16 protein-coding genes are annotated in these 13,918 nt (G+C 41.6%); all 16 read right to left on the reverse strand.

Annotated features, from left to right (window positions below; translation table 11 throughout):
- A complete protein-coding gene (trpA, locus tag MHI58_RS11015; RefSeq protein WP_045034317.1) occupies positions 1 to 804 on the reverse strand; it encodes a tryptophan synthase subunit alpha in 804 nt (267 codons plus the stop codon).
- Entirely contained in the window at positions 801 to 2,000 is a 1,200-nt protein-coding gene (gene trpB, locus MHI58_RS11020) for a tryptophan synthase subunit beta (RefSeq protein WP_007500937.1), read from the reverse strand. Before trpB ends, trpA begins: the two co-directional genes overlap by 4 nt.
- The gene (locus MHI58_RS11025; RefSeq protein WP_045034318.1) at positions 1,981 to 2,649 is read right to left on the reverse strand and encodes a phosphoribosylanthranilate isomerase; all 669 of its coding nucleotides are present in this window, start codon (positions 2,647 to 2,649) and stop codon (positions 1,981 to 1,983) included. The genes trpB and MHI58_RS11025 overlap by 20 nt, the downstream gene beginning before the upstream one ends.
- Positions 2,646 to 3,398: an indole-3-glycerol phosphate synthase TrpC gene (gene trpC, locus MHI58_RS11030; RefSeq protein WP_045034319.1), complete on the reverse strand. Its 753-nt coding sequence runs from the start codon at positions 3,396 to 3,398 to the stop codon at positions 2,646 to 2,648. Before trpC ends, MHI58_RS11025 begins: the two co-directional genes overlap by 4 nt.
- Positions 3,391 to 4,413 carry an anthranilate phosphoribosyltransferase gene (gene trpD, locus MHI58_RS11035; protein WP_045034320.1) on the reverse strand — a complete coding sequence of 341 codons (1,023 nt, stop codon included), beginning with the start codon at positions 4,411 to 4,413 and terminating at the stop codon, positions 3,391 to 3,393. Before trpD ends, trpC begins: the two co-directional genes overlap by 8 nt.
- Complete coding sequence (trpE, locus tag MHI58_RS11040; protein ID WP_045034321.1) at positions 4,385 to 5,932, reverse strand: anthranilate synthase component I; 1,548 nt, start codon at positions 5,930 to 5,932, stop codon at positions 4,385 to 4,387. Before trpE ends, trpD begins: the two co-directional genes overlap by 29 nt.
- 232 nt (positions 5,933 to 6,164) lie before the next feature.
- A complete protein-coding gene (gene aroH, locus MHI58_RS11045; RefSeq protein WP_008344549.1) occupies positions 6,165 to 6,548 on the reverse strand; it encodes a chorismate mutase in 384 nt (127 codons plus the stop codon).
- Entirely contained in the window at positions 6,545 to 7,636 is a 1,092-nt protein-coding gene (aroB, locus tag MHI58_RS11050; protein ID WP_045034322.1) for a 3-dehydroquinate synthase, read from the reverse strand. The genes aroH and aroB overlap by 4 nt, the downstream gene beginning before the upstream one ends.
- The gene (gene aroC / locus MHI58_RS11055) at positions 7,636 to 8,808 is read right to left on the reverse strand and encodes a chorismate synthase (protein ID WP_045034323.1); all 1,173 of its coding nucleotides are present in this window, start codon (positions 8,806 to 8,808) and stop codon (positions 7,636 to 7,638) included. The genes aroB and aroC overlap by 1 nt, the downstream gene beginning before the upstream one ends.
- 76 nt (positions 8,809 to 8,884) lie before the next feature.
- A complete protein-coding gene (locus tag MHI58_RS11060) occupies positions 8,885 to 9,661 on the reverse strand; it encodes a protein-glutamate O-methyltransferase CheR (protein ID WP_045034324.1) in 777 nt (258 codons plus the stop codon).
- Between the two features lie 144 nt (positions 9,662 to 9,805).
- Entirely contained in the window at positions 9,806 to 10,252 is a 447-nt protein-coding gene (ndk, locus tag MHI58_RS11065) for a nucleoside-diphosphate kinase (protein ID WP_003216015.1), read from the reverse strand.
- 129 nt (positions 10,253 to 10,381) lie between these two features.
- Positions 10,382 to 11,344 (reverse strand): heptaprenyl diphosphate synthase component II, encoded by a 963-nt coding sequence (gene hepT, locus MHI58_RS11070; protein ID WP_007500951.1) that lies wholly within the window; start codon positions 11,342 to 11,344, stop codon positions 10,382 to 10,384.
- A 24-nt stretch (positions 11,345 to 11,368) separates the two neighbouring features.
- Positions 11,369 to 12,073: a demethylmenaquinone methyltransferase gene (locus MHI58_RS11075; RefSeq protein WP_007500957.1), complete on the reverse strand. Its 705-nt coding sequence runs from the start codon at positions 12,071 to 12,073 to the stop codon at positions 11,369 to 11,371.
- Positions 12,074 to 12,076: 3 nt separating this feature from the next.
- A complete protein-coding gene (locus MHI58_RS11080) occupies positions 12,077 to 12,844 on the reverse strand; it encodes a heptaprenyl diphosphate synthase component 1 (protein ID WP_007500958.1) in 768 nt (255 codons plus the stop codon).
- 115 nt (positions 12,845 to 12,959) lie between these two features.
- The gene (mtrB, locus tag MHI58_RS11085; RefSeq protein WP_008344541.1) at positions 12,960 to 13,190 is read right to left on the reverse strand and encodes a trp RNA-binding attenuation protein MtrB; all 231 of its coding nucleotides are present in this window, start codon (positions 13,188 to 13,190) and stop codon (positions 12,960 to 12,962) included.
- Positions 13,191 to 13,213: 23 nt separating this feature from the next.
- The gene (gene folE / locus MHI58_RS11090; RefSeq protein WP_003215789.1) at positions 13,214 to 13,783 is read right to left on the reverse strand and encodes a GTP cyclohydrolase I FolE; all 570 of its coding nucleotides are present in this window, start codon (positions 13,781 to 13,783) and stop codon (positions 13,214 to 13,216) included.
- Between the last annotated feature and the right edge of the window lie 135 nt (positions 13,784 to 13,918).

Here is a 13,918-nt window from a genome sequence, read left to right on the forward strand (position 1 = left end):
TCATTTGAATGAATAGAGGGGACTAAATGTTTTTGCATATGTTTCAAATTCTCTTAAAGCCTCTTGGCGTGTATCACTTGCTACTAATTGTTCTTGAAGCTCTTCAATTTTTTTGACAAGCGCACTGCCGACAACGACACCATCACTCATTTTATTCATTGAGTCTACTTGTTCTCTTGTTGAAATACCAAAACCTACAGCAACTGGTATTTGACTCAACTGTTTTACTTGTTGAATAAAATCTGTAATCGATGCGTCGAAAGATTGTCTGACACCTGTGACGCCGAGAGATGAAACACAATACACAAAACCTTCTGCCTGCTCTACAATTTTTTCTAATCGTTCCTTGCTTGTTGGTGCAACGAGTGATATATATGAAATGTCGTGTGCTTGACAGTTCTTCTGCAGCTCGCTGCTCTCTTCAAAAGGCAAGTCGGGTGTTAAGAGCCCCGAAATATGATTTTTGTGCAGTAAAGCGAAAAAGTATTCTGTGTCTAATTGTAACACAGGATTATAATACGTAAATAGAATTACAGGAATTTTTACGCCGTTTTTTTTCATCTTTCCTGCTAATTCTATCGCTTTTACGATATTCATACCATGATGAAGTGCTCTTTTAGAAGCTCTTTGAATGACAAGGCCGTCCGCTAACGGATCGGAATACGGAACACCTAGTTCAATCGCATGTGCCCCTGCTGCTTGAAGCGCGAGGGCTAAATCAATGGTGATCTCTTCTGATGGATCACCCGCTGTAATAAATGGAATAAATAATTTCTGACCTTGCTCTAATTGAAATGTGATCATTTTGTTTCACCCTCACTTTCAAGCACATTCATTAATGTATGCACGTCCTTATCTCCTCTGCCTGACAAGCAGACAAGAACAATGTCGTCTTCACTCATGTTCTGGCTCATTTCAAACGCTTTTGCTAAAGCATGTGCAGATTCGATCGCTGGCAGGATTCCTTCTTTTTCTGTGAGCAGCTTTAACGCATCTAGTGCTTCTTGATCTGTCGCACTCACATATTGAACCCGGCCGCTCGCATGCAAATACGCATGCTCTGGTCCGATCCCCGGATAATCTAATCCAGCTGAAATCGAATAAGGCTCAATAATTTGACCAAATTCGTCTTGAATCAAGTATGTCAAAGATCCATGTATGACACCTTTTGTCCCTTTCGTGATGGTCGCTGCATGAAGCGGAGTGTCGATTCCTTTCCCAGCAGCTTCTACACCAATGATATCGACTTCTTCATCTAAGAACGCCCGGTACATTCCTATCGCATTGCTCCCGCCGCCAACACAGGCAACGACTTTATGAGGAAGCTGCCCTTCCTTTTCAAGTATCTGGGCTTTTGCCTCATCTCCGATCATCCGCTGAAATTCACTGACGATTTGAGGATACGGATGAGGTCCAACGACTGAGCCGATCATATAAAAGTGGTCACTGCAATGCTGGACCCAATAGCGGATGGCTTCATTGGTTGCATCCTTTAATGTTCCGTTCCCGCTTGTGACAGGTATGACTTCAGCGCCAAGCAGTTTCATTCGGAACACATTGAGTGATTGTCTTTCCACATCTTCTTTTCCCATAAATACAGTGCAGGATAAACCGAATTTTGCGGCCACCGTTGCAGCAGCTACACCGTGCTGACCTGCTCCTGTTTCGGCGATGATATTTGATTTTCCCATTTTTTTCGCTAGCAGTGCCTGCCCAAGCGCATTGTTAATTTTATGAGCGCCTGTATGGTTTAAATCTTCTCTTTTTAAATAGATTTTAGCACCACCGAGATATGCCGATAATTGATCAGCGTATGTGAGTGCAGTTGGTCTGCCTGAATAGTTTTTCAAAAGCGATATATATTCCTTTTGAAAAGCAGGGTCTTCTTTTAATTCACGAAAAGCTTGTTCGATCTCCTCTAGTGGCTGCATGAGCGTTTCAGGAACGAATTTCCCTCCAAATTCTCCATATCTGCCAATCTCATTTGGATATGCGTACATGGTTCAACATCCTTTCTTCGAGCACTTTCATCTTTGTACTGCTTTTCTTCCCGTTTTCTTCTATACCGCTTGAAAGGTCTATGGCGTCTGGACCAAAAGCAAGCAGATCTATTATGGTGTCTGGCGTGATCCCGCCAGCAATAGCGCAAGTTTTTCCCAGTTGTTTTGCATGCTGAACATATGAAGGCACCGCCTCCCATGCAAAAGCTGTTCCAGAACCGCCTCTCATTCCTCTCACTTTCGCATCAATGAGAAAACCATCGACACTTGGAGCAAATGCCGTCATATGTTCAAGTGTGTCGTTTACATCGGGCTCGTGATGGAACACTTTCCAAACGAGCGCCTTCGTTTGTTGTTTGATGTCGCTTGCATCTTCTGGCGTCTCATCGCCATGAAGCTGCACAATATCTAAAGGGAGGTTGTTTGTGATCTCGCACACTTTTGGTGTTTTTTCATTCACAAATACGCCCACTATCTCTTTTTTACATTTTACTTTTGACAGCCAGTGTTTCACTTGATCTGGATGAACTTGTCTTTTACTCGGCGCAAAAATAAAACCGATGGCATCCGCTTGAGATTGCGAGATGCATGCGACATCCTCTTGTGAGACAGCCCCGCAATATTTTAAGTAAGGCTTACTTTCCTTCATTCTCCGAACAATGCCTGAACGGCTTTCTCCTGTGATTGTTCCCTCATTAAAGATTCACCAACAAGAACGGCATTTGCTCCGTGCTGTTTCACAAAGGTCAGATCATCAAATGTCCTTATGCCGCTTTCACTTACTAGTAATACGTCTTTTGGAACAAGTGGCGCGATCTCTTTTGTTTGTTCAACAGTTGTTGTAAACGTATTGAGATTCCGGTTGTTCACACCGATAATCTCAGGAGTAAATAGGTGTAAGATCTTTTCTAGTGTATGTGCTGCATGTACTTCAACGAGGACATCCAGTCCTTTTTCTTTCGCTTCTGTATAGAGCTCATACAGCTTTTGCGGCTCAAGTACCTCTCCGATTAATAAAATGGCATCTGCCCCTATCCGTTTCGATTCTTCTACTTGTATAGAGTCAATAATGAAATCTTTTCTTAAAATAGGACGTGTGATGTGTTCTTTAATAAGAGACAAATATTCGTTTTTCCCTTGGAAAAACGGTTCATCCGTTAAGACAGATAAACAATCTGCATTTGATGCTTCGTATGCTTTTGCTGTCTGTAAAGGATCAAAATGAGGCTGAATGATGCCTTTGGAAGGAGACGCTTTTTTCACCTCAGCAATCAGTCCGATCGAGCGGTGAGGATTCATAAGGGCTTCTTTAAATGATTGTCTTTCATAATGTCCTTCCTCAGGTAATTGCAAGGTTTGCACATGTTCTTTTTTACGGGCGATAATTTGATTAAGCATAGATCTCTTCCTCTTTCGTTTTTTGTTTTAGACGGGCTAATTGTTCTTTAGCTGATCCGTTTTTGATCGTTTCTAATGCTTTCATTGTGCCTGCCATCAGACTCTCTGCTTTTCCTGCCACATATAATGCGGCCCCAGCATTAAGCGCTGTAATATGAAGCGGTGCTCCACCCGCTTGATAATTCAATATATTCTGAATCAATTTGGCGCTTTCTTCTGGTGATTGGACCTGAATGTCTGATAAATTCCCTTTTTCAAGTCCGAAGTCTTCTGGGTTTAACGTATATTCTGTCATGACACCTTTTTTGAGTTCAATGATGTATGAATTTGCTGTAATGGTTAATTCATCCAGCCCATCATCTCCGCAAACAAACAGGACATGTTCTGGCTCTAAAGGAGCAAGAGCTTTCGCCATGAGCTTTGCCTTTTCCTTTGCATACACACCGATGATTTGCTTTTTGGCCTGCATCGGGTGGCAAAGCGGTCCTAATAAGTTAAATACCGTCCGAAATCCGAGCTGCTTGCGTACGGCGGCTACTTGTTTCATAGAAGAATGATAGAGCGGTGCAAATAAAAAGCCCATGTTTTTCTGCTGTATTTGCCGTCTTGTTTCTTCAGGTGTGGATTGAATTTGAATACCAAGACATTCTAGCACGTCAGCACTCCCGCTTTTAGAGGAGACGGAACGATTTCCGTGCTTGGCGATTTTCGCCCCAGCAGCCGAAGCAACGATGGCAGCGGCTGTTGATATATTAAATGTTGATAAACCGTCGCCTCCTGTCCCGCACGTATCAACGACATCAAGTGACCTTTCTACTGGTGCTGCATGCTGCCTCATGGCTTTCACGAAGCCTGTCATTTCTTCGGCGGTTTCTCCTCGATGCGCTAAAATAGATAGACTAGCAGCGACTTCAGCATCTGTTAACGAGCCGCTCATCATATCATGCATCAGGCCATTCGCTTCTTCTTCTGATAGTTTTCCTCCATTAACAAGAGCTGATAGTCGTTGATTCATTTGGCACACTCTCCTTTTCTGAGAAAATATGTTCAGCAAGCTGAATGGCTTTTAGAAGTGCTCCTGCCTTATTACATGTCTCTTCCCATTCGTTTTCTGGAACGGAATCAGCGACAATGCCGGCACCTGCTTGTATTGAAGCAGTCTGATGTTTGACGCTCATTGTGCGAATGGTAATACAGGAATCGATATTGCCGTCGAAACCAATATAGGCAATACAGCCGCCATACGTCTCTCTTGGCTCAGGCTCCATTTCGTTTAATAATTGCATCGCCCTAATTTTTGGGGCGCCTGTCAATGTGCCTGCTGGAAAAGCGGACATAAGTGCGTCTACTGGATGTGTATCCTGCTTCAGCTTCCCTGTCACAATAGAAATAATGTGCATGACGTGCGAAAAATTCACGACTTTTGTAAAAGTTGGGACAGACACACTGCCGTATTCTGCCACACGTCCCACATCATTTCGAGCCAGATCCACTAGCATGTAATGTTCTGCTTTTTCTTTTTCATCATCGAGCAACTCTCTTGCTAGTGCATCATCTTCTTCTTTTGTCATTCCTCGTTTTCTTGTACCAGCAATTGGATGGATTTCTAAGTGACCGTTTTTCGCATGGATTAATCGTTCTGGCGAGCTTCCGACTAAGTCTCGATCTTTTAATTTCATAAAATACATATACGGTGATGGATTGACAATCCGAAGCACACGATACAATTCAAATGAGCTCACTGTCACTGGAATATCAAAACGCTGAGAAAGTACACCCTGGAAGATATCCCCCGCTCGAATATACTCCTTGATTTTTTCGACATCCTTTAAAAATTTTGCTTTTTCATAGGTAGACGTCACCTGTTCAAACGAAGGGGGTTCATTCATATTCCCTGAGATAATCAGTTCTTTCATATCAATTTTTGTATGAAGCTGCTGTACCATCAGTTCAAGCTGCTTTTGATTTTCTCGATAAACCAGAATTTTTTCTTCCTCTGTTTCATGACCGTTCAGCTGCGTGTACTGAATAAAATGAACTTGGTTTGTTTCGTGATCAAATGCGATCATTGTTTGGCAAACAAATAATGTGCAATTATCTGTTGTTGATGCATTCGGATGCGGCTTGACAGACGGCTCAATGTTGGGAATGAGGTCGTAACTTAAGTACCCTACGGCTCCGCCAGTAAATGGAATATCAATTTCAGGTGTCTTGATTTGATATTGCTCTTTCATCCAGTCAAGCAACTCTTTCAGCTCCGCTTTTTGCATCACTGTCTTTCCCGCAGCGTCACGAGCAATATAATGGTCTTGCTCGTCATGTAATGTTAAAAAAGGATGTAATCCGATAAAGGAATATCTCGACCAGCTAGAAGATTCGTCTTTGCTTTCTAGCAAATACACAATATCCTGTTTCAGTTTCTCAACAATTTGAATGGGTGAGAGCGTATCAACTGTAATGGTTTCAACAATCGGGATGGTTTTGTAAAACTGGCTGTCTCTTAAAAATTGGGTAAGGTTTGATTGGGATTTCATAAGCACACTCCTTAAATGGAATTAAGGAGAATGAGGGGACATCTTGAGGATTTGTTTGAGTATACGAAATAAGCCTAAAAGAGGCTTCGCTCTTTTAGGCAGTATGATTAAATAGAAGTATCGTATCTCTGCTCAACTCTACTCATCTCAACTACCCTAGTCTCATTCTCATCTTCTCTAAGCTTGCAATGCCGTTCACACCTGTGTGTAAACTTCGGCTGTTCATATCGTATTATAATTCCTTGTTTTTTGTCAACTGTAAATCAGGCCGAAGCGTGACAGCCTCTTCCAAGTATACGTGCTGTATGTCTTCCTGCTTGACATCTGTCTGAACGGTCATTAAAACGCGAATACACTTCTTTAGACCTCCATCAATGTCAAGCTCTTGCATACAAGTGACAGGCACATAGGTCCATCCTTCAAACTGCCTGAGTGCTTTTGCTGGAAAAACAGAGTGAATATCTTGTGTAGCTGAAATCAAGATCTGCACGACACGCTCTGGATCTACTTGGTTTTTTGAAATGATCGCTTCTAGCAGCTGCTTCGTTTTGGTTAACACTTCTGTTTCTGTATCTTCTGTCACAGTTGTAGCCCCGCGTATCCCGCGAAACATCATAGACAGCCCTCCTCCCGTTTCCATTCTTCGAGCCAGTGATACAGCTCATCTTTTGTGAAAGATTGCAGGGTGACGTCTCCAACTTGTTTTAGCAAAACAAACTGAACACTCCCGCCTCTTGCCTTCTTATCACCACTCATGCGATCGACAAATGTTTTGGTTGAAATCGTTTGTGTGACTTGTACTGGGAACCCTAGTTCTTTCATCCACACTTTAAGTTTCTCACGATCTAGGCTGAGTCCTTGCTCTTTTTCACTGACATATAAAGCAAACTGCATGCCAATTGCAATGGCATCTCCATGCGTGATCGCACCGTATCCATACTCCGCTTCAATGGCATGCCCTAGTGTATGACCTAAATTCAAGTATGCCCGCACACCTTGTTCTTTTTCATCTTCTTGAACAATGGATGCTTTCACTTGAATCCCTTGATAAAGCATATGTGCCAGTTCATCCCTTGATAATTCTGTCAACGAACGAATGGACATCAGTTCTGATAAAAAGACTTCACTTGAAATCAGTGCATGTTTTATCACTTCTGCAAAGCCTGATCTCAGCTCTAGTGGTGAGAGTGTCTCTAGCATACTTGTATCATAGATGACAGCAGCCGGTTGATGAAACGCACCAATTAAATTTTTGCCGAGCGGATGATTGATTCCGGTTTTTCCGCCGACTGCACTATCATGTGCAAGCAGCGTGGTCGGTACTTGAATAAAATCAATGCCTCTCATATAAGTGGCAGCAGCAAAGCCAGCCAAGTCTCCAATCACCCCGCCTCCTAATGCAATGATGCATGAGGAGCGGTCGAGTTGAAATTGGATGGCTTTCGTATGAATCTGCTCAAACTGCGCAAAAGATTTTGATTGTTCTCCGTTTGGCACCACTACTTTTTGTACAGACCATTTCTGTTTAAGTAATTGAACCATTTCATCTCCATAAAGGGCATCGACGGCTGAATCTGTCACGATAAAGAGCTTCGTGTAGGATCGCCCAGTGGAAGTAATCAAGTCTACGATATTTTGTCTAATCCCATCACCGATATATACAGGATAAGTGGCTGAAGACGTCTTCACTTCCAGTGTTTTCATTAAAACTCCCTCTGAAGCTGGCGCATTTTGTCCACATTTTCTTTAATGCGGTCAATTTGATCAAGACCAAACTGCTCAACCACTGCATTGGCGATTTCCCATGCAACGACTGCTTCTGCCACAACACTTGCGGCTGGTACAGCACAGCTGTCAGAACGCTCAATACTTGCAGAGAAAGGTTCTTTTGTCTCAATATCCACGCTTTGCAATGGTTTGTATAAGGTTGGGATTGGTTTCATAACCCCTCTTACGACGATTGGCATGCCAGTTGACATTCCGCCTTCAAGACCACCTAAGCGATTTGTTTTTCTCGTATAGCCGTTTTCTTCATCCCAGATGATTTCATCATGAACTTCACTGCCATTTTTAGAAGCCGCCTCAAAGCCAATACCGAATTCAACTCCTTTAAAAGCGTTGATACTCAGTACTGCGCCCGCAAGCTTGCTATCCAGTTTGCGGTCATAGTGCACATAGCTGCCGACTCCAACTGGCATCCCTTCAACGATGACTTCGACAATACCACCAATTGAATCGCCGTTTTGCTTCGCTTCGTCAATGGCATCCATCATTTTTTGACCAGCTTCACTGTCATAGCAGCGAACAGGTGATTCTTCTGTTACTTTTTGCAAATCTTCAATAGATTCATAAGCGGTATGGGAAGCTTTTACTCCACCAATTTCAAGGACGTGACCAGCCACTTTGATTCCAAGGTGAGCCAAAATTTGTTTCGCTACTGCGCCTGCTGCTACACGAACCGTTGTCTCGCGTGCTGATGAGCGCTCTAATACGTTTCTCATATCACGGTGACCATATTTAATGGCACCATTTAAATCCGCATGCCCTGGTCTTGGACGAGAGATTTGACGCTTCATTTCACTCTCTTCTTCTTCAGTAATCGGCTCTGCACCCATGACCTTTGTCCAGTGCTTCCAATCATTATTTTCAACAACAAGTGCAATAGGAGAACCTAATGTTTTCCCGTGGCGGACACCACTTAACACTTTCGCTTGGTCTTTTTCAATCTGCATTCTTCTTCCGCGGCCATGACCTTTTTGTCTTCTAGCCAGTTCATAATTGATGTCATCCTGCTCTATGTAAAGTCCCGCTGGAACTCCTTCAATAATTGTGGTCAGTTGTGGACCATGTGATTCACCTGCTGTTAAGTACCTCATGACTTATTCTCCCTTCATCGCATTAACGCTTTTAAGTAAAACTATGATAACACACTTCCTACTAAAAAGTCAGCTACTACCCCTTCTTTTGATAAAAGAAAGTATCAGCAGAGGTTAGTCCAAACTTTTCTGGGTGAAAAATTTGTTCTGTAGAACCAACAAATAATACGCCGTTTTGCTTTAAACTGCTGCTCATTTTTAAGTAAATTTCTTCTTTCGCCTCTTCTGTAAAGTAGATGAGGACATTTCTGCACACGATGAGATCCAGCTGTTTTTCATATGGATCTGCTAAAAGGTTGTGTTTCTTAAATTGAATGTGCTTTCGAATCTCATCCTTCACCGTGTAAAATGAAGAATCTTCTTTGGTGAAATATTTTTGCTTGATTTGATCTGGCACCTCTTGCAAAGATCGTTCATGATATCTTCCTTTTTGCGCAGTTTGCAGGACTTTATCATCTATATCCGTTGCGATAATTTGGAAGTCCTTCACAAGCGGATGGCTTGATAGCAGCATTGAGAGTGTATACGGCTCTTCTCCAGTTGAGCAAGCTGCACTCCATATTTTTAGGGTGCCGCTGTTTTTTGAAAGCAGCGGCAGGATTTTTTGATCAAGTACTTCCCAGCGCTGATAGTTTCGGTAAAATTCTGACACATTGATCGTCATTCGATCCATCGTTTCATCTAATAGCGCTTTGTCCTTTTCAAGAGCAGACGCAAATGCCTCAAAATCTTTATATCCTTTTTTATCATAAAGAGATGTTAATCTTCGTTTCATTTGTGCTTCTTTATATAAATTCAGATCTACCCCAGTTAGTTTTTTCCATTTTCCAACAAATACTTGATACTGATCCATCAATGTCCTCTCCTGTCTCATCTATCTTTGTCCTAGTATAGCTGTTTTTATCATAAATTTGTATCATCTCATGCGAAAATTCGTATAGAAATCTCAATATAAAAAAGCCAAAGTGATCATTTGATGAACACTTTGGCTTGAACATTAATAAATCCAGCTTGAGATCGTTTGATCCCAGTTTGTCAGTTCTTCTTGTTTGAAGAACAGGTTGATTTCTCTTTCGGCACTTTCTGGTGAGTCTGAGCCATGGATAATGTTTTTGCCAACAGTTAATCCATAGTCGCCTCTTATTGTTCCTGGAAGCGCTTCCTTCGGATTTGTCTTTCCAATTATCTGCCTTGTTACGTCTACGACTTGTTCACCTTGCCATACCATCGCAAATACAGGTCCTGACGTAATAAAGTCAACCAATTCACCGAAAAATGGTTTTTCTTTATGCTCTCCGTAATGTGTTTCTGCTACTTCTTTTGGAATGCTCATGAGCTTTGCTCCAACAAGCTGAAGCCCCTTTTTTTCGAATCTTGACACAATTTCACCGATTAATTGTCTTTCCACACCATCAGGTTTGACCATAAGAAATGTTTTGTCCATATACGTTTTCCACCCCGTCGTTATGTATGTATAGGCTTACATTGTTACAAAGTGATCGTATCATTTTTTTTTATAATAATCAATTTTTGACAAAAAATTTCACAAAAAAACCAATCAACGAAACGTTGATCAGAATTTTCGTTTACCAATATATTTTGCAATCGACGCTAATGAAGATTTAGCCCGCCCGCGCGGAAGTTGATCGAGCTGTTCAAATGCTTTTTTCAAATACATTTCACTCACTCGAATGGAACGGTCGATCGCATCTGTTTGTTTGAGATGTTCAATCACAGGTTTCAGCTGCTTTTCCGTCGTTTCACTATTGATCAGCTTCAACTGACCTTCTAACGTCGGGTTCTGAAGCGCATATAAAACGGGAAGAGTGACATTTCCTTGTAAAAGGTCCCCGCCAACAGGTTTGCCTAATTCTTCTTCAGTTGATGTAAAATCAAGGACATCATCGATGATCTGGTACGACATACCAACATAGTACCCAAACCAGTAAAGGGCTTTATGTGTTTTTTCATCTGTTCCAGCTGCAATCGCACCTAATTGGCAGCTGCCTGCAATAAGCAAGGCTGTTTTTCGTTTAATTCTTCTTAAATATGTACGAAGGTTTTGGTCCATGTTGTATTTATCTTTGACTTGTTCTATTTCCCCAAGACAGAGCTCAACGACCATTTTTGACAAAATTTCATGTGCCATTGGGTGATTGATTTTCGTCATGTACTCGAGTGACCTTGCAAATAAGTAATCCCCCGTGTACATCGCAATTCTGTTGTCCCATTTTGCTTTAATCGTCGGTTTTCCTCTTCTCAGTTCTGCATCATCAATGACATCGTCATGGACAAGTGATGCCATATGAATTAATTCAAGCGCTACGGCTACATATTTAATTTTATTAATATCATAGTCACCAAACATGCCTGAAAGGAGAACAAAAACGGGGCGGATTCGTTTTCCGCCCGCTTGCAGCAAATGAAGACCGGCTTCACTTAATAATGCATAATCAGAGCGAACAGTTTGTTCAAGCTCTTTTTCAATTATATCGATATCATGATTTAGAAAAGAAATCATTGCTTTTAGTTTCATTATTTTCACCCAAATATCGTTTATTCAAAGCTTCTTTCCGATATGTGTTGCTGCTACACCGCCTGTAAATGGATGATACGAGACATCAGACAGACCGGCCTCTTCAAAAAGAGACGCCAGTTCTTTCATGCCAGGGAACGTTTTGGCTGATTCTTGAAGCCATGAATACTCCTGATAGCTTTTGGCAAACAGCTTGCCAAAGAGCGGCATGATGTATTTGAAATAGACATAATACCCTTGTTTAAACCCAATCATCTCAGGCTGTGATGTTTCAAGGCAGACAACCATTCCACCGGGTTTTACCACTCGTGTCATTTCCTTTAGCACTGTTAAGTAATCAGGGACATTTCGAAGGCCAAAACCGATTGTGACATAATCAAATGAGTTGTCCTCAAAAGGAAGCTCCATTGCATTGCCGTGGAGCAGCTCAATTTGATTGTAGCCACCTGTTTTCACCTTCGTTTCGCCAACACTCAGCATATTTTTACTGAAGTCAAGGCCTTTGACCTCGCCTGTTTCTCCAACAGCGTCTGCAAGCGCAATCGTCCAATCGGCTGTTCCGCAGCATACATCTAGTGCTTTGGCTCCTTTTTGAACATTCATGAGCTTCATTGTTTTATCGCGCCATTTTTTATGCTGTTTAAAGCTAATGACAGAGTTCATTTGGTCATAGTTTTTATAAATTTTTTCAAATACACCGTGTACTCGCTGTTCTTTTGATTGCTGCATGACTTACCCTTCTTCCACTTTCTGATGGTACGCAGGTTCATTTTTCATATGATCCAAGCGATTTAATAGCTCTTTTTGAACGATCGGAGATGAAACTAGATGCTCCTTGATTGATCGTTTGGCCTTTTCATAGCCTTCATTCTCAAAGTTGTCAAAACATGTATAGGCGTCCGTATAGCTATCGTTCAAAAAAAGTTTTAAATGTTTGTCGTCTTCTGCTTGTTTCATAAAACGTTTATAAACAAGGAAGCGACTTGCAATTTCATTCCAATGCGTCAATTGAAAGTGCTCAGAAATTCTTTGGAATAGCGCAGATTCTACTGTAGCAACACTTTTATAAAAGTGGGCTGCATCTTGAATGGATCGATCATATAGTCTAATTTTATGTTCATTAATCTCTTTGATCGCCGTGGCGAGAGTACGGATCATGTAAATATCTTTCATGTCAGAGAGAAGAGAGTAATAGAGACCGCTGAAATAGTCTCCTGCTAGGATGGTCAACTGACGATTTTTGAACTCGTCTTGTTTGATGGCTGCAGCAGTTGTGACTTCGTCATGGGTATCAAGGGCAATTTGCACAAGCATCGCCGTTAAAATATAATTTTCTTTTTTCTCAGCATCGATTTGAGCTTCATCAAACATTGCATGAAAAAGAAGGAGCTTATCTTCATCGATGAGCGGCGCACGCAAATGCTTCGCCAAATAAGGATGAGAAAGCTTTTTGTTTAATTTTATATTCAGATTAGATAAAATTCCGTAGATGTCTTGCAAAGATATCACCCTTGTCCCAAAAATTACAGTTTCATATGTAGCTCTCTACATTGTATAGAGATTTATTATACCATATCAGGCCTGACTTTCATGCTATCAAGTGCATAGTCGTGCGTTATTTCTTTGCTTCGCTTTGAATTTCACCGAAGCTTGTTTGAATGACAGCATCGCCTCGCACTTTGATGGCTGATGTGTGCTCAGTAAATTGTGCGATAATGACTTCACCTTTATCGAGCTTTTCGGAATGGTGAAATCTTGTATCGGAACCTCTAGTTAAGCCGATCACATTGACACCATTATCAATGGCTTTAATCACCACAAAATCAGATGCTTTATTTTCACTCAATCTGTTCACCTTCCATCTATGGATTAGTCGTTTTTAATAAATGAAAGCACTTCTGCTCTTGCTGCCGCATCATTTGCAAATGTACCGCGTACGGCTGAAGTGACGGTTTTAGCGCCGGGTTTCTTCACTCCGCGCATCGTCATACACATATGCTCTGCTTCAACGACAATCATCACACCATGTGGATTTAAAGTTTCCACCATACTATCTGCAATCGTTGATGTAATGCGCTCCTGAAGCTGCGGGCGCTTTGCCACTGCTTCTACTGCTCTCGCCAGCTTGCTGAGTCCCGTTACTTTTCCGCCGCGCGGAATATAAGCGACATGGGCTTTGCCATAGAATGGCACAAGATGGTGTTCACACATTGAATGAAAAGCAATATCTTTCACAAGAACAAGTTCTTCATGATCTTCACCAAAAATGGTTTTAAAATGTTCTTTTGGATCTTCATTTAATCCCGAGAACACTTCTTCATACATTTTTGCTACTCGTTTTGGGGTATCAAGAAGTCCTTCACGATCTGGATCTTCTCCGATTGCTTTTAATATATCGCGTACCGCGTGTTCGATTAATTCTTTATTTATTTCACTCATGTATTATATCCTCCAAAGGCGATTACATTTCATTCAGATTCTAGCACACTTCAGATCCTAAAAGCAAAGGAGAGCGTTCTAAACAAACCATTTGATTCAAAAGGAAAAGCCCCTTATCAAAGGGGCTTTTCTAGA

It is taken from the genome of Bacillus sp. FSL K6-2869 (genome assembly GCF_040869405.1).
Classification (GTDB): domain Bacteria; phylum Bacillota; class Bacilli; order Bacillales; family Bacillaceae; genus Bacillus; species Bacillus altitudinis.